Here is an 18,734-nt window from a genome sequence, read left to right on the forward strand (position 1 = left end):
GAGTCCTCCTTGTGACAGCCATTGCGATGCCCGCTCCCGATCAGGCCGTGATCGCCCGCCGCAAGGAGATCCTGAACGCCCTGCAGGCGATCGTTCCGGGTGAAGGGGTGATCCACGACGAACGGGAAATGCGCGCCTATGAAACGGATGCACTGACAGCCTACCGTCAGCTGCCGCTGATTGTCGTACTGCCAGAGACGGTCGAGCAGGTCTCCAAGGTGCTCAAATACTGCTATGACAATGATGTCAAGGTCGTGCCGCGCGGAGCCGGCACCTCCCTGTCCGGCGGCGCCCTGCCGCTGGAAGACGGCGTTCTGCTGTCGATGATGAAGTTCAATTCCGTTCTGGACATCGACTACGCCAATCGGGCCGTCGTGGTGCAGCCGGGCGTCACCAACCTTGGCATCACGCGGGCGGTTGAGCACGAGGGCTTCTATTATGCGCCCGACCCCTCGTCCCAGATTGCCTGTTCCATCGGTGGCAATATCGCCGAAAACTCCGGCGGGGTGCATTGCCTGAAATACGGTCTGACCACCAACAATGTGCTCGGCCTGGAAATGGTGCTGATCAATGGCGAAGTGATCCGCCTGGGTGGCAAGCATCTCGACAGCGAGGGGTATGACCTGCTGGCGGTGATGACCGGATCTGAAGGCCTGCTGGGGGTGGTGACGGAAGTCACCGTACGCATATTGCAGAAACCGGAAACGGCGCGCGCGCTCCTGATCGGCTTCCCGACCAGCGAGGACGGTGGACGCTGTGTCGCCGACATAATTGCCGCCGGTATCATCCCGGGCGGTATGGAAATGATGGACAAACCCGCCATTCACGCAGCCGAAGACTTCGTCAATGCCGGCTATCCAAGAGACGTTGAAGCCTTGTTGATCGTGGAGCTGGACGGTCCGGAAGGCGAGGTCGACTATCTGATCGGGCGGGTCGAGGAGATTGCCAGGGCCAATGCCGCCAGCCATCTGCGGGTCTCGGAAAACGAAGAGGAGCGCATGACCTTCTGGGCGGGGCGCAAGGCAGCGTTTCCCGCGGTTGGCCGCATCTCTCCGGACTATCTGTGCATGGACGGAACCATACCGCGCCGGGAGCTGCCGAAGGTTCTGGCCCGCATGCGCGAACTGGCAGACAAGCACGGCCTTGGTGTTGCCAACGTCTTTCACGCAGGTGACGGCAACCTGCATCCGCTGATCCTTTATGATGCGAATAAGCCGGGAGAACTGGATGCGGCCGAGGCCTTCGGCGCTGATATTCTGCGGCTCTGCGTCGAGGTTGGCGGCGTTTTGACCGGCGAACACGGCGTCGGCATCGAGAAGCGCGACCTGATGACGGACATGTTCTCAGAGGCCGATCTCAAGCAGCAGCAACGGGTCAAGTGCGCGTTCGATGAAAAGCACCTGCTCAACCCGGGCAAGGTCTTTCCCGTGCTGCATCGTTGCGCCGAACTCGGCAAGATGCATGTGCACAAGGGCCAGCTGCCCTTTCCTGATATTCCGCGGTTCTGAGGAGGCGGCATGGAAGCGACCCTGAAACCGCAAAGCGCACAAGATGTCGAGGATGCTGTCCGCTGGGCCGCGGCAGAAGATCAGCCGCTGGAAATCGTCGGACAGGGCTCCAAGCGGGACCTCGGGCGGCCGGTCCAGTCTGCCCATGTGCTGGACCTGTCCGGGCTCAGCGGCGTTGAAAGCTATGAGCCGGCTGAGCTGGTGTTGACGGTCAAGGCCGGCACACCGATTGCGGAGGTGGAAAAACTGGTCGACGACAACGCCCAGGAGCTGTCCTTCGAGCCGATGGATTACGGTCCGCTTTTCGGCAAGCCCGCCAGTCGGGGGACGATCGGCGGGGTGCTGGCCGCAAACCTGTCCGGCCCAAGGCGGATAAAGGCCGGCGCAGCCCGCGACCATGTCCTGGGCATGGAAGCGGTCTCGGGACGTGGTGAAATCTTCCGCTCCGGCGGCAAGGTGGTCAAGAATGTGACCGGGTATGATCTGCCACGGACATTGTGTGGCTCCTACGGCACCCTTGCGGTTGCCACCAGTGTCACGCTCAAGGTCAATCCGAAGCCGGAAACCGCGGTCACCTTCGTTCTGACGGGACTGGACGATCTGGACGGCGTCAAGGCGTTGTGTGAAGCCATGGGCTCGTCGGCGGAGGTCTCCGGTGCGGCTCACCTGCCGTCCTGGGTGGAGGGCGACAGCAGCAGAACTTTATTGCGCCTTGAAGGTTTCCAGTCCTCGGTCGACTACAGGCTGAAGACCCTGAAGGACCTGTTGGGCGGATACGGCGCGCATGAGAGCCTGGACCGGGAAGAGACGGACAAGCTCTGGAAAGACGTGCGCGACCTGGCGTTTTTTGCAAAGCGGTCAACGCCGGTCTGGCGCATTTCCGTCGCTCCGACGGCTGGTCCGCAGCTGGTGGCGAGACTGAAGGCGGCGATTGAGCTGGATGCGGTTTACGACTGGAGCGGCGGCCTGGTCTGGCTGACCTGCACGGATGGTGACACCCATCAGGCCAAGATCCGCATGGCCCTGGACGCTGTCGGCGGCGGGCATGCCACGCTGGTCCGTGCGGATGCCTCAACCCGGTCCAATCTGGATGTGTTCCAGCCGCAACCGGCGCCCCTGGCGGCTCTGTCGCGTCGGCTGAAGGAGCAATTTGACCCGAAAGGGGTGTTAAACCCTGGACGTATGGTCACCGGGATGTAGTCTGGGAGTGGGTAGGGGCCTTGAGCCATTGTTTTTAGCGGAGTTCAGTGATGGAACAAAAATCCGATGTTGCAGGCTATTTTGAACCCGGCGGCAAGAACGCCACCCTCATCTACATTCTCTATCTTGCCAATATCATTGTGCCGTTCACGGCGATTGTCGGCGTCATCTTTGCCTATCTGAACCGGGGGCAGAGTTCTTCCTGGGTCGACAGCCATTACACCTACCAGATCCGCACCTTCTGGATTGGCCTTCTGTTCGGGATCATCAGTGCGCTTTTGACCGTTATCCTGATCGGGTTCCTGCTTATTCTGCTGGTATTGGTCTGGATGATCGTGCGCTGTATCAAGGGCATGCAACTGGCCGGGCGCAACGAAGCCGTGCCAAACCCCGAGACGTGGCTGTTCTAGGGTCAGGAGTTTCCGTGTCCTGAGGCGCGTCTGGCACTTCGGGAGACGGAAAGGGCGCGTTCAGCTGGTTTGCCGGTCAGTTTTTCTGCTTCTGCAAAACCCTTGTGCCCGAAAGTCGCCTTGTGCGGCCCCGGGCGGGGCCGTACGATTCGAGCGACATCTGGCGGGAAAGGCCCGGTTCGCCGGGCAGGGGGGCGCAAGCAGCGATGCAGACCAATTTCACTGCAGAACAGTTGAAGGACACGCATGTTGCAGAATCTGAAAAGATCCTGCGCAAATGCGTGCATTGCGGATTCTGCACGGCGACCTGTCCGACTTTCACCCTGCTCGGTGACGAGCTCGACAGCCCTCGCGGCCGTATCTATCTCATCAAGGACATGCTGGAAAATGACCGGCCGGCGGACGAAAAGATCGTCAAGCATATCGACCGCTGCCTGTCCTGTCTGGCCTGCATGACCACCTGTCCTTCCGGGGTGCATTACATGCACCTGGTCGACCATGCCCGTGTTCATATCGAAAAGACCTACAAGCGCCCGCTGTCAGACCGGCTGATGCGGGGCGTACTTGCCTTCGTCCTGCCCTATCCGAAACGCTTTCGCCTGGCGCTGATCGGGGCGTTTTTCGGCCGGCCTCTTGCCGGTGCCCTGAAAGCCCTCGGTGGTCCACTGGCGAAGATCGGGGCAATGCTGGAACTTGCACCTGCCCGCGCTCCAATGCGGGGGCAGCTGGAAGGACCGGGCGTCTTTCAGGCCGAGACAGGAACGCGCAAGGGACGTGTGGCGCTCCTGAGCGGCTGCGCCCAGCCGGTGCTCAACCCGGGGATCAACGATGCCACGATCCGGCTGCTGAAGCGGGCGGGCTACGAGATTGTCCTGCCGAAGGGGGAAGTCTGCTGTGGCGCGCTCGTGCACCACATGGGCAAGGAAGAGGCGTCGCTGGAAAATGCCCGTCGCAACGTCGATGTCTGGATGGCGGAAGCCGACGGCGAAGGCCTCGATGCCATCCTGATCACGGCATCCGGTTGCGGCACGACCATCAAGGACTACGGCTTCATGCTGCGGGAAGACCCGGCCTATGCCGAAAAGGCGGCCAGGGTCTCATCGCTTGCCAGGGACATCACGGAGTTCCTGACCGACATTGAGCTCGGGACACCTGAAATCGAGTCCGGCCTGACTGTGGCCTATCACTCTGCGTGTTCGATGCAGCATGGCCAGAAGATCACCCGCCAGCCCAAGGATCTTCTGAAGGCGGCAGGGTTTCTGGTGAAGGATGTGCCGGAAGGCCATTTGTGCTGCGGCTCGGCAGGCACCTACAACATTCTCCAGCCGGAAATTGCCCGCCGCCTGCGTGACCGCAAGGTTGCCAATATCGAGAGCACGAAACCGGATCTGATCGCCACAGGCAATATCGGCTGCATGACCCAGATCGGCCTCGGCACCGGGATCCCGATCCTGCACACGGCCGAGCTGCTCGATTGGGTTTATGGCGGACCGGAACCCGAAGCGGTGACCTCCGTTCGCATGGGACAGGAGGCTGCCGAATAGGCGCTGTCCACTTGAAATCCGTCAGCTCTCTCGCGTTCCCAGTTGAACAGGGGTCTTGTCCGGGGTCTGGTCCGGCAATTCGCCGGCCAGTCTGAGCGTCCGTTCCAGAAGTTCTTCGTAGATCGGCCGGCCACCCAGGTGATGGGCGGCGAGAGAGGCCGTGGTGCAGGTGACCAGAACCGGCATGATCAGCGCATAGGCACCGGTGAGTTCCATCACCAGCACAACACCGACCAGTGGTGCACGGACCGAGGCGGCGAAGAAGCCGCCCATGGCGGCGACGGCGCAGGCCGCGCGGAAATCGTCGTCGACCGGCAGAAACTCGACCGAGGCAACTCCAAACGCCAGGCCTGCGCAGGTGGCAATGGACAGCATGGGGGCAAAAATGCCGCCCGGCACGCCGGACGCGTAGGAAAACAGGACCCCGCCGAACCGCAGGACGGTCAAGAGAAGCAGAGCCAGGATGCCGTAGTGGTTGACGATCAGGTCATGCACCAGATCTTCACCTCCGCCGGTGGCGTCGGGAAAGGCATTGAGCAGGACCCCGGTCACCGCGCCGACCGAGAGCGCCGGCACCCAGCGAAGGCGGCGCGGGATCTTCAGGAAAAGATCCATGACGGTGATCAGCGCCTTGTTGAAGAGCACGCCGAGGCCACCGAGCAGAATCCCGAGCACGGCCAGAAGCGAGAAGCTCCACACCGGGACATAATCGACTTCCACAAGCAAGGGCGGGCCGATGCCGGTGAGCTGTTCGGTGACGGCTGCGCTCAGGATCGAGGCAATGATCACCGCCATGTAGGTGCGGTAGCCAAAGGGAAACTGCCGCCTCGTTTCCTCGACAATGAACAGGATTGCGGCCAGGGGAGCATTGAAGGCAGCCGCCAAACCGGCAGCGGCTCCGGCGGCCAGCAGGCCCTTGTGCTCGTCAGATGTCAGTGGACGGGAGCGGGAGATCGCTTCCGCCGTCATGGCGCCCATGTGAATGGTCGGGCCTTCGCGGCCGAGCACGAGGCCCGATCCCAGAGCGAGCAGGCCGCCGAAGAACTTGGCAATCAGAACGAGGGCCGGGCGCAGCGGGCGTTTGTCCTCCATGGCGCCTTCGATTTCCTGAATGCCACTGCCGGCCGCTTCCGGCGCGACCCGTTGCACCAGCAGGAATGCACCGGTGACACAGAGCGCGGACATCACGACGGAAACCACATAGGGCAGGAGGCCCGGGCCGAGCGCTGTACGAAGGGACGAATACTGTGCAAACAGGAATTCAAGGCCGGTGTGGAACCCGGTGGCCAGGGCGCCGACCAGCAGTCCGACCAGGGCCGCTTTCAGAAAATAGGCCGCATCGGATCTAGCGCTTGAGGAACTGGAAGGGTCTGCCATGCCGCCCGCCGGGGTGAGGTACCAACCGCACGCGCCGTTGAGTCGGCGTGCTTCTTGTCCAAGCCTGCAAAGATTTGGCGTTGGGCGCAAGTGAGGGGCTTAAAAGAGAAACGCGCGGCAGGCCGCGCGTTTGTCTTCAAGCCGTTTGTCGGGCCTTGCCTAGATCACATAGACCCGCGTGCCCACCTTCACCCGTTCATAAAGGTCGGTGACGTCCTCGTTGCGCATGCGGATGCAGCCGGAGGAGACCGCATGGCCGATGGTCCAGGGCTGGTTGGAGCCGTGAATGCGGTAGAGAGTCGAGCCGAGATAGAGCGCCCGGGCGCCGAGCGGATTGTCCGGCCCGCCCGCCATGAAGACCGGCAGGTCAGGGCGGCGTTTGCGCATTTCAGCCGGCGGGCGCCAGTCGGGCCATTCTGCCTTGCGGGTGATCTTGTGTGTGCCGGCCCATTCAAAGCCGGGTTTGCCGACGCCGACACCGTAGCGGCGGGCCGTGCCGTCATTCTGCACCAGATACAGGAAGCGGGCATTGGTATCGATGACGATCGTACCTGCCTTGTGCGGGCCGTCATAGTCGACCACGGTCGGCAGGAATTGCGGTGCGATCTGTCGGGTTTGCGGCTGGCGAACCCGCTGCTGCTGCTGTCGGACCGGCTGCTGCTGGCGCGGTGCCCACCAGCTGGTCCGGCGCACCTGGCGCTGCTGCTGCGGGACCTGCCGGAACTGATAGCGGGTCGCGGTCGAGCGGCGCTGCACCCGCGGTTGGAGTTGCAGCATCCAGGGCTCGGTCAGGTTCGGGCTCAGGACAAGGGGCGGCGGAGCGGTCTGGGCAGATGCCTCGGGCATGCCCGAAAGGCTCGCGGCAATCATAAAAGCACCGGTCAAGGCAATCGCCTTTGATGGGATTGAACGCAAAAAGAACATGGCAGCACTCACAAACTTTTCATCGACCACGTTCAGCAGCCAGGAGCGTGTCCACGGCTGCCGGTTAACGGATTGGCAAGGATGATAAGCGGCCACCTTCAGTCAAACGTGAATCCGGCCTGGAGAATTCAGGTAATCTTTTCTTATGGTTAGTTCTTTGTTGAAGAACAGGCTTAATAAAAAACGTATCCGGATCGACGTCGTTTGGTTAACGAATTTTGTGCGGGTTGAATCCGCTGCGCTTTCCGGGATTCCTTGGTTAACGCACGCGCCGGCGAGCGTCACGCACAACAAGCGGCAGGATGTCCTTGGTCTGTTTCATGGACATGCCCGGTTTGATCCGGGGGTCGTAGAGCATGTTCAAAATGATCTGGTCGAACACGGTAAAACGGCTGTGGCGCGAGGAATCGTTAAAGACGGAATGGATGAGCGCGGCATCGTCATTCATCGGGCCAAGGCCCTGCAGCAGTTCCTCCACCAGGCAACGCTTGAACAGGAACTCGCCCTCATCGGACACGATCACGGCCGCAGACCGCTTGATGCCCTTGCGGCCGGAGACGACGCGGACAAGACATCGTCCGGGGACACGGGCACGGTCGTTCTTGTAGATGTCCCGCCGCACGACGTCTTCATATTGTGCGCGGTCGACGACATAGACCTCGAAATTGGCGGCGTTGCGATCGTTTGTGATGCCGGTGGTGAGCCCGCCGATGCGATTGCCGATCTCGCGCACGAATCTCCGGACCACTTTGGAACGGTCACGTGACGACAGGTTATGGACGTAAAACAGGACCGGCTGAGTGAATTTTTTCACCAGGTAGGGACGCCAGCTCCAGCTGCGGTACTCCAGGCCGAACACCGTCTTTTCGAACCCTTCGAGCAATTCCTCCGTGGTGAAGGAATCGTTCGCGGACGCGGCATTGGGCAGCGTGAAAGAAGCGAAGAAAAGGAGAAAGGAAGCCAGGAAACAACGCGTCAGTGTCATAGAGGTCAGTACACCATTGGAAACCGAAGGGGCCTGAAAATCGTGGCCCCGGACATGCGCCTGGCGGGATTGCCAATCCATGGACCGGAAGATAGCCAAAACGCCAGAAAGAGGAAAGCCAAGAAACCGTTACCAAAGGGCAAATGGCCCTGTCAGATGCATCAAGCATCGGAAAAACAATTCTTTAAACTTCCCCTGTTATAGCTGGAACATATTGCGATTTAAGAAAGCCTGTCAGGGCTGGGGACGGGAGTAGGCATGGCCGCGGTGAAGAGATCCTTTCGGGCGGAAAGCTTGATACGAATGAACGCCGGGGCGAGCGAAGACCCCGCCTTTAGAGAGGAACGCCGCCACCAGGAAGTCATGGCAGAGATCGCCAGCCTGAGAGCCATGATCAAAAGCGGTGATGCCCAGCAACAGCAGGCGCTTGATCCGGAAGCCATGAGCGAGAAGTTCATGAGCGAGTTCCGCAAAGAACTCTCCGAGGCAGCCAAGCTCAAGGTCGAGCTGGATGCAATGTATGAAGCGATTGCCCAGACCAAGAAGGAAATCGCGACGCTGCACCAGACAACAGGGTCCAAGGGCGAAGAGATGACTCGGGTGACCAACGAGCTGGATGCTGTGGTCATCGGCACGGAAGGCGCGACGGAAAACATCCTGGCAGCCGCCGAATTCATTGATGAAACCGCCAACACGCTGTCTGCCCGGATCGACAAGGACGATGCTGAACTGGCCAATGACATCCAGGACAAGGTCGTTCAGATTTTCGAAGCCTGTAACTTCCAGGATCTGACCGGTCAGCGGATCACCAAGGTGGTGTCGACTCTGCGTTTTGTTGAAGACCGCATCATCCAGATGATGGACATCTGGGGCGGCATTGAAACCTTCAAGGATATCGAACTGGAAGAGCGCGATTTGAAGGAAGGCGATGCGGCGCTACTCAATGGCCCGGCGCTGGAAAGCGATGTCGACGTGGCCACCCAGGACGATATCGACGCCCTGTTCGCATAACGGCCCCACAGTCCCGTTTTGAAACCCGGCCATCTGGCCGGGTTTTTTGTTTGCACCAGCAGACAGATTTGCACTTGCCTCGAAAGGCCGGACTCGCTACCAACGCGAGAACAAAAAGTGAATATTGGGACGGATCATGGCAGACGAGAAACCGGCAGCAAAGGCAGAACGCGATCCGGACACCGGATTGCTGCGTGGAAACGATGGCAAGGAGCGCTGCTGGTGGCATGGTGGGCTGGAGGACTACCAGCAGTACCACGACACGGAATGGGGCTGGCCCGTCGACGAGGACCGGAGGCTCTTTGAAAAGATCTGCCTGGAGGGCTTCCAGTCCGGATTGTCCTGGCTGACGATTCTGCGCAAACGCGAGGGGTTTCGGGCCGCATTTGCGAATTTCGAGTTTGAACAGGTCGCCAAATTCACGGAGGCTGACGTGGAGCGGTGTCTCCAGGACGCAGGAATTGTGCGGCACCGCAAGAAGATCGAATCGACCATCAACAATGCCAGGCGAGCTCTGGAGCTGAGAGACGAGTTCGGCTCGCTTGCGGCCTATTTCTGGTCCTACGAGCCGAAACCGGAAAACCGGCCAGAGAAAATTGACTTCGCCACGGCCCGCACACTCGGCAAGACGGCGGAAAGCACCGCCTTGTCGAAAGACCTGAAAAAACGCGGCTGGAGCTTCGTTGGGCCGACCACCGTCTATGCCTTCATGCAGTCCATGGGCATGGTCAACGATCACTTGGAAGGCTGCTGCTGCCGAGACGATATCGAAGCGGCGAGGGACGCGTTCAAGCGGCCGGTTAAGGGGTAAAGCCAGGCTACGTTCGCTCGGGACCTGCTTACTGGCGCCGTTCATGTTTGAGGTGAGGCGAATTCACTTCGCGACCCTCTCGCTTGCTTTCCCGAGAAGGAAAGGGGCAGGTTGATCCATGAGGTGGCGTGTCAACAATTCAGATGTCATCCCCGCGAAAGCGGGGACCAAGGAAACCTCATCATCTGCAAACAAGAAACGCCCGGGAGTCCTGGGTCCCGGATCTTCGCTGCGCTGCGTCCGGGATGACAAATTCGAGAGTGCGTATGTCCTCGTGTGCGTTGAGCTAAGGCATTTCGAGAATTGCTTGAAACAAACAAAGCCGACTTTTGCGTTATTGGCAGAACCGAGAGGCAGCTAATGCCGGCTCAGACTTTTCTCGAATAGCTATAGGCCATGATGAGACGCGAAAATTCGAGGGGGTGATGGAAGGCTGTGCGCTTCTTACAGGAAACCCTTACCCACCCACCTTCGATAGGAGCGGCGCGAACAGGCGATTTTCCTTCGAGAACACGTAGTCCAGCGTTTCGACCGTAACCGTTTCCGCCCCTTCGGCAATCAGCAGTTGGGCACAGTCGGCGACGGCGTCCTTCGGGCAGAGGACGCTGACATGGTGGGCATCATCCTTGTCGGCAAAACGCTGCAGAGCGCCGACCTTGCTGACAGCCCGCAGCGCCTGCGTCCGGTCGTCGACGACGGCCTTGACCAGCTTGACGTCACGCGCGGCCTCTTCGGCGGCAATCCGGTCCAGGATGGCGCGGGCGGCGGTCAATGCGGTTTCCGACCAGTCGGCGTTGAGCGATGCGACGAGATTGGCCTGGCTCTTCAGCATGACACCGTCGGCGAGGATCTTCAGGTTGTTGGCCTGAAGCGTCGAGCCGGTGGTGGTGATGTCGACGATCAGTTCGGCAGAGCCCGCAGCCGGTGCGCCCTCGGTCGCTCCGGCGCTTTCCACGATCCGGTAGTCGGCAATGCCGTGCCCGGCAAAATAGGACCGGGTCAGGTTGACATATTTGGTCGCGACCCGAAGGCGGCTGCCGTGACGGCTCCTGAAATCGGATGCGACGTCGGACAGGTCCGCCATGGTTTCAACGTCGATCCACGCCTTGGGCACGGCGACCACGACATCCGCCGGACCGAAGCCGAGCGGCGTGACGATGTGAACCGTGCTGTCCGGATCGGTGATGTTCTCGTGCACCAGGTCGAGACCGGTGATGCCAAAATGCACGTCGCCATCAGACAGCGCCCGCGCGATTTCGGAGGCCGACAGGAATGCGATCTCGACATTGGGCAGTCCCTTGATGGCGCCCCGGTAATTGCGTGCGCCACCCGGCTGCAGGACTTTCAGACCGGCCCGGCCAAAGAAGTCGTGGGTGTTTTCCTGCAGGCGGCCCTTGGACGGGATGGCGATAATCAGTTTGCTCATGCTTCAACACTCGCTGCAATCCGGTCCAGCCACATGGAAAAGCCGATGGCCGGAACATCCGTTTCGGCGCCCAGCAGGGTAACCAGCTTGTCATAGCGGCCGCCGCCCACAAGGGGGCCGCCCACATCCGGTCCGGCAGCGTGGATCTCGAAAACGAAGCCGGAGTAATAGTCCAGGCGCCGGCCGAACTCGGCGGCAAAGGTCAGCCGGGACACGGGGATCCCCTTGGCCGCGATGGCGGCAAGACGCTGTTCGAAGGCGGCAATTGGCGTATCGAGGCCAAGGCCGAATTCGGCCGCAAAGGCGCGCAGGGCCTTAGGGGCGCTTTCGCCATCGGCTTTCAGGGAGAGATAGGCAGTCAGCGTTTCGGCCGCCCTGTCATGACCGCGCGCTCCGCGGGCCAATGCAGCCTGCTCCAGGAAGCGGTCGGCAATTTCGCTTGGTGTGCGCCCGCCAACAGCCGAGATACCGGCAATCGACAGAAGGTCCTCGACCACCGCGTGAGCGGCTTCCGGGTCGGCCCCCTCCAGGGCGGACAGGAAACCGAGACGAACGTCGCGGCTGTCGTCTTCGGTGGCCGCGCCGCCGGCCATGCGGCCGATGGCGGCATTCAGGCGGTCTGTCTCGCCAAAGAGGTCACGCAGGCGCCGGCGCCAGACGGTCGGCAGGTCAAGCCCTTCCAGGATCGCCGCGAAGATGGTCTCGTCACCGATCCGGATCAGGCTGTCCTGAAGCCCGAAGGTCTCGAGCGCCTTCACGGAAAGAGCCAGAAGATCGGCGTCGGCTTCGGCCGTGTCCGCACGGCCGAGGCTTTCCGCCCCCAGCTGAGGGATTTCGCCAAGCCCATCTTTCCGCTGACGGAACACCGGCCCGTTGTAACAATAGGCGGCCGGCAGTTTGGCGGCCGGGTCGGCCAGGTGATGGCGGCAGACCGGGATGGTGAAGTCGGGACGCAGACACAGGTCGGCGCCATCCGTCCCGCTGGTCAGGAACAGACGGCGGCGGATGTCCTCGCCGGTCAGGTCGAGAAAAACGTCGGCCGGCTGCAGGATCGGCGGGCTGACTTGCGCGTGGCCCGCCGCGCGGAACAGCTCTAGCACCGTGTCAATCTTGGCCGGGTCCAATCCGTTCATCTGCGCCGTTCCCATTGACTTCAGGCCTCGCTTGCCCGCTGGCGGTCGTCCGCCTGACCGTTAAGGATCGCGCGAACGGTTTCGATCAGCTCAGCTTCCTTGACAGTAACCTGTGCCGGACGGCTCTCGCGCCAGGTGATGTTGTCGGTGATTTCTTCCGACAGGCGCTTGCCCTCGATCAGGTCCTTGACTTGAATCTCGCCGGCCTCGCGCTCGTCCGAGCCCTGAATGATCGCGACCGGGCAATTGCGCCGGTCCGCATATTTCAGCTGATTGCCGAATTTCTTCCAGTTGCCCTGATACATCTCGGCCCGAATGCCGGCTTCCCTGAGATCCTGAACCATCTTCTGGTAGCGGCCGAGCGCAGCAACATCGCCGTCCATCACGGTGACCAGTACCGGCGCGACAACGTCGGCGGTGCCGAGTTTTCCGAGGTTCTTCAGCGCCGTCATCAGGCGGGAAACGCCCATCGAAAATCCGGTGGCCGGCACATCGCGGCCGGTGAAGCGTTTTACCAGGCCGTCGTAACGTCCGCCGCCGCCGACGGACCCGAACTGGACGACTTCGCCCTTTTCGTTGGTAACGTCGAACAGCAGTTCTGCCTCGAAAACACAGCCGGTGTAATATTCAAGACCACGCACGACGGACGGGTCGATCTTGATCCGGTCTTCGCCGTAACCACAGGCGGCAAAAATGCCTGCCATAGTGTTCAGTTCGGTGACACCTTCATTTTCGAGCGAGCCGGCGCCGGAGACAAAGCCGACGATCTGGTCGACTGCAGTAGCATCGAGCCCGGCGCCCTTGGTGAAGTCTCCGCTTTCGTCCTTGCGGCCCTCACCAAGCAGCAGCTTGACGCCGTCAATGCCGAACTTGTCGAGCTTGTCGATCGCGCGCAAAACCGTCATGCGGCGCTCGTCATGCTCCTCGCCGCCAAGGCCGATGGCTTCCAGAACACCATCCAGAACCTTGCGGTTGTTGACGCGGATGACATAGTCGCCACGCGGAATGCCGAGCGCTTCCATCGTGTCGGCCATCATCATGCACATTTCCGCATCCGCCTGGACACCCGGCGCGCCGACCGTGTCGGCATCGAACTGCATGAACTGGCGGAACCGGCCGGGGCCGGGCTTTTCGTTGCGGAACACCCAGCCGGCCCGGTAGGTCCGGTAGGGCAGCTGGATCTCGTTGATGTTTTCCGAGACATGACGGGCGAGCGGCGCGGTCAGGTCATAGCGCAGACTCATCCATTGCTCGTCCTCGTCCTGCACGGAAAAGACGCCGGCATTGGGCCGGTCGGTGTCGGGCAGGAACTTGCCGAGGCAATCCGTATATTCAAAGGCCGGCGTTTCGACCGGATCGAAGCCGTATTGCTCATAGACCTTGCGGATCTTGCCGATCATCTCGTCGGTTGCGCGGATGTCCTCGGCAGAGCGGTCAGCGAAGCCACGCGGCAGGCGGGCCTTCAATTTGTTCGGTTTTTTGGCCATGAAATTCTTGGTCGTGGTTAGGCGCGCCAAAAACCTTGGGCGCCAGCATGGTGATGGTGCCGATGTCCTAGACGAAACAGGCCGCTAGGGCAAGGATGGTGCGGCCCGAGACAGATAGGATGCGTTTCTTTTGCTTCCCACCAAGCCATGCCTTGTTTGCATCACAGTTCGGAGTAAAAGGACCGGAACAAAGGTGGCAGAACACACCGTGTCATGGAACACGCAGTTGCAGCCGGTGCGCAACGCGGATTTCCCTTCTGTCTTTCCTTGTATTTAATCTCTATGGGGCTATGGTCCGCGCCACTTGCGGCAAATGGCAGAGCCGGCTCGGAAAATGCCGGCAAAGACGGGCAGAACGGATCGAGAATGGACAGTGTGGTGCGCGTGGCAGACGGGAATGCCGGCGAAGATGGAGCAGGGGCTCAAAAGGGCATGGCACGGCAATCCGCCGAGCTGAGCGTCATCCTGCCCAGCTTCAATGAAGCTGCCAACATTCCAATCCTGATCGAGCTGCTCGACAAGACCCTGGCCGGTATTGCCTGGGAAGCCATTGTCGTTGACGATAATTCTCCGGACGGCACCACCGAAGTTGCACGCACGATCGCGGCAAGCGATCCCCGTGTCCGGGTGATCCGCCGCATCGGCCGGCGCGGCCTGTCCGGCGCCTGCATCGAAGGCATTCTGGCCTCTTCCGCGCCCTATGTGGCGGTGATGGACGCCGACCTGCAGCACGACGAAACCATGCTGCCGAAAATGCTGGCCGAACTGCAAGGTGGCGATGCCGACCTGGTGGTTGCCAGCCGCAAGGTTGACGGCGGTACGGTCGGGGAAGGTCTTTCCAGCATCCGCGCCTGGGGCTCCAACATTGCCAATTCCCTGGCGCAGAAACTGCTGAATGTGACCCTGGAGGATCCGATGAGCGGGTTCTTCATGATCCGCCGGGAAAAGGCTGAAGCGCTGGCTCCGAAACTGTCGCCCCAAGGCTTCAAGATCCTGCTGGATCTTGTCTCCAGTGCCAAGGGCAGCCTGCGGATCAAGGAACTGCCCTTCACATTCCGCGAGCGCCAGCACGGTGAAAGCAAGCTCGATACGTTGGTGACCTTCGACTATTTCGGGCTGCTGCTGGCAAAATATTTCGGCGACATCATTTCGGTCCGTTTCCTGATGTTCGGACTGGTCGGCGCCAGCGGTCTCATCGTTCACCTGATCGCCCTGCGCGTGTTCCTGCTTGGTGGTCTGGAATTCAACCTGGGGCAGACGGCGGCGTCCTTTGTCGCCATGACCTCGAACTTCTTCCTCAATAACCAGCTGACCTATCGCGACCGCCGTCTTCACGGCATGCGTGCCGTGGTAGGGCTGCTGACTTTCTATGCGGTCTGTTCCGTCGGCGTTCTGGCCAATGTCGGCGTTGCCAACCTGATCTATGCCGACCCGTCCTACTGGTGGTTTGCCGGAACGGCCGGGGCAATCATGGGTGCGGTCTGGAACTATGCGGCAAGCTCGGCGCTCACCTGGCGCAAGTCCTGACGTGACGACACGGCCCGAGACAGAAGAGCTGCCGTTTTTCCTGCGACCAACAGGCCTTGCCCTGCTGGTCGCCCTCTTGACGGCCTTGAAGCTTTTTGCCGCCAGCCAGGCCCATTTTGTCGAAGACGAGGCCTATTACCGGATCTGGGGTCTGTTTCCGGCCCTGAGCTACTACGATCACCCGCCGATGATCGGCTGGTGGATCGCCCTGGGGCAGGCGCTGTTCGGCGACACGATCCTGGCCGTCCGTGCGCTTGTAGTAGCGTCCGGCGTCGTCGGCTCGCTGGCGCTCTGGCGCACGGCATCCCTGCTGTTCAACCGCCGTGTGGCCGGCTGGGCGGTTCTTTTTCTCAACACCAGCCTCCTGGTGGGTATCGGCGGCATCCTGGCAACGCCGGATGCGCCCTCCGTTCTCTTCTGGGGGCTGAGCCTCTGGGCGCTTGCCGAACTGTCCCGTTCCCGTAACGCAAACTGGTGGCTGGTGGTTGGCCTGATGGCAGGGCTGGGCCTGCTGTCAAAATACTCCGTCCTGTTTCTCGGCGCCGGGATCGTGCTCTGGCTCCTGTGGGTGCCCGAGGCGCGGCGCTGGTGGACAAGCTGGCAATTGTGGGCCGGCGGCCTGATCGCCGTGCTCTGCTTCCTGCCGGTGCTTTACTGGAATCACCTCCACGAGTGGGCGAGTTTTTACAAGCAGTTCGGCCGGGCCGGTGTGTCCGGTTTAACGGCCAAATACATCTTCGAGTTCCTGGGCGCCGTCGCTGGCCTGATGAACCCGCTGATCGCAGTGTTGGCCGTGCCCGGGGCGATCAAGCTTGCCGGAGGGCTCAAGAGCCGCGAAACTGCTGCCTCTCTCCTGCTGCTGACCGTGCTGCCGTTTCTCCTTTATCTTCTGTATCACTCGCTTCATGCACGTGTGCAGGCCAACTGGCCGGCGCCGCTTTTTCCGGCCTTTGCGATGATGGCGGCGGTCTTTGTTGCTGGCTTGCCCGGAAGAGGCGGGATCAGGCTGGGAGTGGCGCGCACCGGCGTTGCACTCGGACTGGCCGTTGCCGTTCTGGTTCAGCTGCATGCCGTCTGGCCGGTGACGGGTCAGTTTGCCCGAAAGGATCCGACGTTCCAGTTGCGCGGCTGGCCGGAAATCGGTGCCGAGCTTCGTTCGATTGCCAAGCAGGAAGGGGCCGGGTTTGTGGCAACGACCAGCTATGGCCTGAACGGTCAACTGGATTTCCTCCTGAAAGACGATGTGCCGGTCATCCAGCTCACCGAGCGCATCCGCTACATCATGGCAAAGGCGCCGGATCCGGACTTGTTCGACCGGCCGGGGCTCTACGTGGCCATCGAGCGCCGTGACCAGTCCCGCAATCTGGCGGAGACTTTCAGTACGGTTGAAAAACTCACAGAGCTGACCCGGCGCGTCAAAGGTGTCCCCTTGGAGACCTTGAATATCTACAAGATCGATGGCCGGACCAGGCCGGTATTGGAGCCTGTCTTGCCAAGATGATCTGTCAGGATATTTCAGGGTCCTGTCAGAAGTGACTTGCAAAGCCCTGAGGAATGCCGCAGGGATGTGACTGATTAGTCAGTTTGTCCGGTCCGCCTGCGGAAATAGATGAAGCGAATTACACTTGGTGCTCTTGATTACGGCCTCGCCTTTGGCGTTGACCGCGCCTTGCGCGAACTCGTCGAGCAGGGCCGTTTGAGCGCGCTTGGCGCTTTGGTGGCAACGGATCTTTGGCCGCGCGAGTTCCGGCCGCTTCAGGAAACGGTGGCGCAGGTCGGCAAGCGGGCGCTGTTCGGGGTGACACTTGCGTTCAGCGGCGACCGGGTCGCGCCGGTCAGCGCGCGCATGCAGGAAATCTACGGCGACCGCATGTTCACGCGCGAACAGCTTCAACGCCGCGCGCTTTTGCGCCTGTTGCCGGATGAATTGCTTCTGGAGGAAGCGCAGGCCCAGCTGGCCCGTTACAGCGTGCTGATGAAGCGGCCTCCGGATTTCGTCGCCGTTCGTGAAGGGCTGCTGGCCAGAACGTCGCTGGCGCGGCTGGTGTTCAAGGCGATCGTGCATGCGGATTATGAAACGCCGCCCCTGGTGATCTCGCCGGCACGTTCCGGGCTGAAACCCATCCGTCTTGCGCGTCTTGCCAGATCCTATGGCCTGAAGATGCTGCCCAAGGCCGATCCGCTTCCCGAAACCGAAGACGAGGAAGAGCTGCAGCGGCTTTTGCACAATCATTTCGACGGCATGGCCGATCTCAGCTTTGTTGCCGCGATTCCCGGGCGTTCGGACGATCGTCTCAGGCGCGACGAGCCGCGCCGCAAGGTGGCGATCCGCGAATGCCAGTATGAAGTGCTTGCCAGCGACAGATTCTTCCATACGCTGGAAAAGAAGGATGTGTTTCTGAACTAGGCCGTTTCGAGGGCGCAAGCCTCGGACAACGGCCTGAAACGAAAAAACGGTCCTGCGGGGAACAGGACCGTTTTTCGTGGAGGTCTGGAAGGGGGGAGGGGCAACCCCGCTTCCATGTCCTTTGATATAGGGTTATTTTGCTCCGATGCACGTGACGAGGATCACAAATTTTCATTTGGTCCTTTTTTCGACGGGCAGATTACTTGGCAGGGGGTCGGTGTGGCGGAAATCAAGGACTTTTTGAGAAACAGCTTTTCGCTGGAGGGGCTGGATTCCGATCTGGCGGTCGGTTTGTCCCGCCTGGCGCGGCCGATGAAAATCGCCGCGGGCACGATCCTGTTTGAAAATGGAGACCCCGGAAACGGCTGTTATGCCGTTCTGGAAGGCTCGCTGAAAGTGGCGCTCCTGTCCGTGGAAGGCGACGAGCAGTTGCTGGCGGTGCTCGGCCCCGGCGATCTTGTCGGCGAACTGGCCCTTCTGGACGGGCGTCCCCGGTCGGCGACGGTCAGCGCGCTGAAGGAAGCTCAGCTCGCCTTTATCGACAAGGCCGCCTTCCAGCGCTTTGCCGATGACAACCCGGCCGTCTACCGGCATATGCTGTCGATTGTCGGCAAGCGCCTGCGCCATGCCAATGATGTTCTGGCCGCACGTTCGTTCCTGCCGCTTCCGGGCCGGGTGGCGCAGACCCTGTTGCAGCTTTCCGAAACCTTCGGCAAACCGCTCGACGATGGCCGGCTGCTCATCCACTACAAGCTGAGCCAGGCCGACATTGCCAACATGGCCGGAGCGGCGCGCGAGAATGTCAGCCGCGTGCTCAATGACTGGAAACGCGCCGGCACCATCAGCCGCATCTCCGGCTATTACTGCATCGAACAGATCGACTTCCTGGAACAGGCTTCGACGCTGTAGCCCGGGGCTGCCTCTCGCATCTGACACGTGGCCTCTCTGCGCGGTAAGTGGTCATGCCCGATCAAGTCGGGGCTG

Annotated in this window: 16 protein-coding genes; 10 read left to right on the forward strand and 6 right to left on the reverse strand. The window is 61.1% G+C overall.

The features are described from left to right. Positions 1-26: 26 nt before the first annotated feature. The 4 genes from CHH27_RS25180 (at position 27) to glcF (ending at position 4,662) form a co-directional block, all read left to right on the forward strand. Entirely contained in the window at positions 27-1,508 is a 1,482-nt protein-coding gene (locus tag CHH27_RS25180; protein WP_198338500.1) for an FAD-linked oxidase C-terminal domain-containing protein, read from the forward strand. 9 nt (positions 1,509-1,517) lie between these two features. Then, positions 1,518-2,708: a glycolate oxidase subunit GlcE gene (glcE, locus tag CHH27_RS25185; RefSeq protein ID WP_094074047.1), complete on the forward strand. Its 1,191-nt coding sequence runs from the start codon at positions 1,518-1,520 to the stop codon at positions 2,706-2,708. Between the two features lie 50 nt (positions 2,709-2,758). Next, positions 2,759-3,118 carry a DUF4870 domain-containing protein gene (locus CHH27_RS25190; RefSeq protein WP_094074048.1) on the forward strand — a complete coding sequence of 120 codons (360 nt, stop codon included), beginning with the start codon at positions 2,759-2,761 and terminating at the stop codon, positions 3,116-3,118. A 206-nt stretch (positions 3,119-3,324) separates the two neighbouring features. Continuing rightward, on the forward strand, positions 3,325-4,662 hold the full coding sequence (glcF, locus tag CHH27_RS25195) for a glycolate oxidase subunit GlcF (protein ID WP_094074049.1): 1,338 nt from the start codon (positions 3,325-3,327) through the stop codon (positions 4,660-4,662). 21 nt (positions 4,663-4,683) lie between these two features. On the opposite strand, the gene clcA is transcribed toward glcF, so the two are convergent. The 3 genes from clcA to CHH27_RS25210 all read right to left on the reverse strand — a co-directional run bounded on the left by clcA (position 4,684) and on the right by CHH27_RS25210 (position 7,948). Continuing rightward, the gene (clcA, locus tag CHH27_RS25200; protein ID WP_094074050.1) at positions 4,684-6,039 is read right to left on the reverse strand and encodes a H(+)/Cl(-) exchange transporter ClcA; all 1,356 of its coding nucleotides are present in this window, start codon (positions 6,037-6,039) and stop codon (positions 4,684-4,686) included. Between the two features lie 159 nt (positions 6,040-6,198). Beyond that, positions 6,199-6,909 (reverse strand): L,D-transpeptidase, encoded by a 711-nt coding sequence (locus CHH27_RS25205; RefSeq protein WP_208989022.1) that lies wholly within the window; start codon positions 6,907-6,909, stop codon positions 6,199-6,201. 313 nt (positions 6,910-7,222) lie between these two features. Next, positions 7,223-7,948 carry a DUF2927 domain-containing protein gene (locus tag CHH27_RS25210; protein WP_094074051.1) on the reverse strand — a complete coding sequence of 242 codons (726 nt, stop codon included), beginning with the start codon at positions 7,946-7,948 and terminating at the stop codon, positions 7,223-7,225. A gap of 258 nt (positions 7,949-8,206) precedes the next feature. On the opposite strand from CHH27_RS25210, the gene CHH27_RS25215 reads away from it, so the two are divergent. Further along, positions 8,207-8,959 carry a protein phosphatase CheZ gene (locus CHH27_RS25215; protein WP_094074052.1) on the forward strand — a complete coding sequence of 251 codons (753 nt, stop codon included), beginning with the start codon at positions 8,207-8,209 and terminating at the stop codon, positions 8,957-8,959. Positions 8,960-9,095: 136 nt separating this feature from the next. Next, a complete protein-coding gene (locus CHH27_RS25220) occupies positions 9,096-9,770 on the forward strand; it encodes a DNA-3-methyladenine glycosylase I (protein ID WP_094074053.1) in 675 nt (224 codons plus the stop codon). A 457-nt stretch (positions 9,771-10,227) separates the two neighbouring features. Here the strand turns inward: CHH27_RS25220 and hisG are convergent, their stop codons facing one another. From hisG to hisS, 3 genes are read right to left on the reverse strand one after another with little or no spacing between them, the layout of a single operon-like run. Next, complete coding sequence (gene hisG, locus CHH27_RS25225; protein WP_094074054.1) at positions 10,228-11,196, reverse strand: ATP phosphoribosyltransferase; 969 nt, start codon at positions 11,194-11,196, stop codon at positions 10,228-10,230. Continuing rightward, on the reverse strand, positions 11,193-12,329 hold the full coding sequence (locus CHH27_RS25230; protein WP_208988366.1) for an ATP phosphoribosyltransferase regulatory subunit: 1,137 nt from the start codon (positions 12,327-12,329) through the stop codon (positions 11,193-11,195). The genes hisG and CHH27_RS25230 overlap by 4 nt, the downstream gene beginning before the upstream one ends. Positions 12,330-12,349: 20 nt before the next feature. Next, positions 12,350-13,816 (reverse strand): histidine--tRNA ligase, encoded by a 1,467-nt coding sequence (hisS, locus tag CHH27_RS25235; protein ID WP_094074056.1) that lies wholly within the window; start codon positions 13,814-13,816, stop codon positions 12,350-12,352. Between the two features lie 432 nt (positions 13,817-14,248). On the opposite strand from hisS, the gene CHH27_RS25240 reads away from it, so the two are divergent. From CHH27_RS25240 to CHH27_RS25255, 4 genes are all read left to right on the forward strand, one after another. Beyond that, on the forward strand, positions 14,249-15,343 hold the full coding sequence (locus CHH27_RS25240; protein WP_094074999.1) for a glycosyltransferase family 2 protein: 1,095 nt from the start codon (positions 14,249-14,251) through the stop codon (positions 15,341-15,343). Position 15,344: 1 nt separating this feature from the next. After that, entirely contained in the window at positions 15,345-16,844 is a 1,500-nt protein-coding gene (locus tag CHH27_RS25245) for a glycosyltransferase family 39 protein (RefSeq protein WP_208988367.1), read from the forward strand. Positions 16,845-16,952: 108 nt separating this feature from the next. After that, entirely contained in the window at positions 16,953-17,750 is a 798-nt protein-coding gene (locus CHH27_RS25250; protein ID WP_094074058.1) for a ChbG/HpnK family deacetylase, read from the forward strand. Between the two features lie 219 nt (positions 17,751-17,969). Beyond that, positions 17,970-18,659, forward strand: coding sequence for a Crp/Fnr family transcriptional regulator (locus CHH27_RS25255; RefSeq protein ID WP_094074059.1), 690 nt, complete (start codon positions 17,970-17,972; stop codon positions 18,657-18,659). Positions 18,660-18,734 lie beyond the last annotated feature (75 nt).

Origin of the sequence: Labrenzia sp. VG12, from assembly GCF_002237595.1 — a bacterium.
Taxonomy (GTDB): domain Bacteria; phylum Pseudomonadota; class Alphaproteobacteria; order Rhizobiales; family Stappiaceae; genus Roseibium.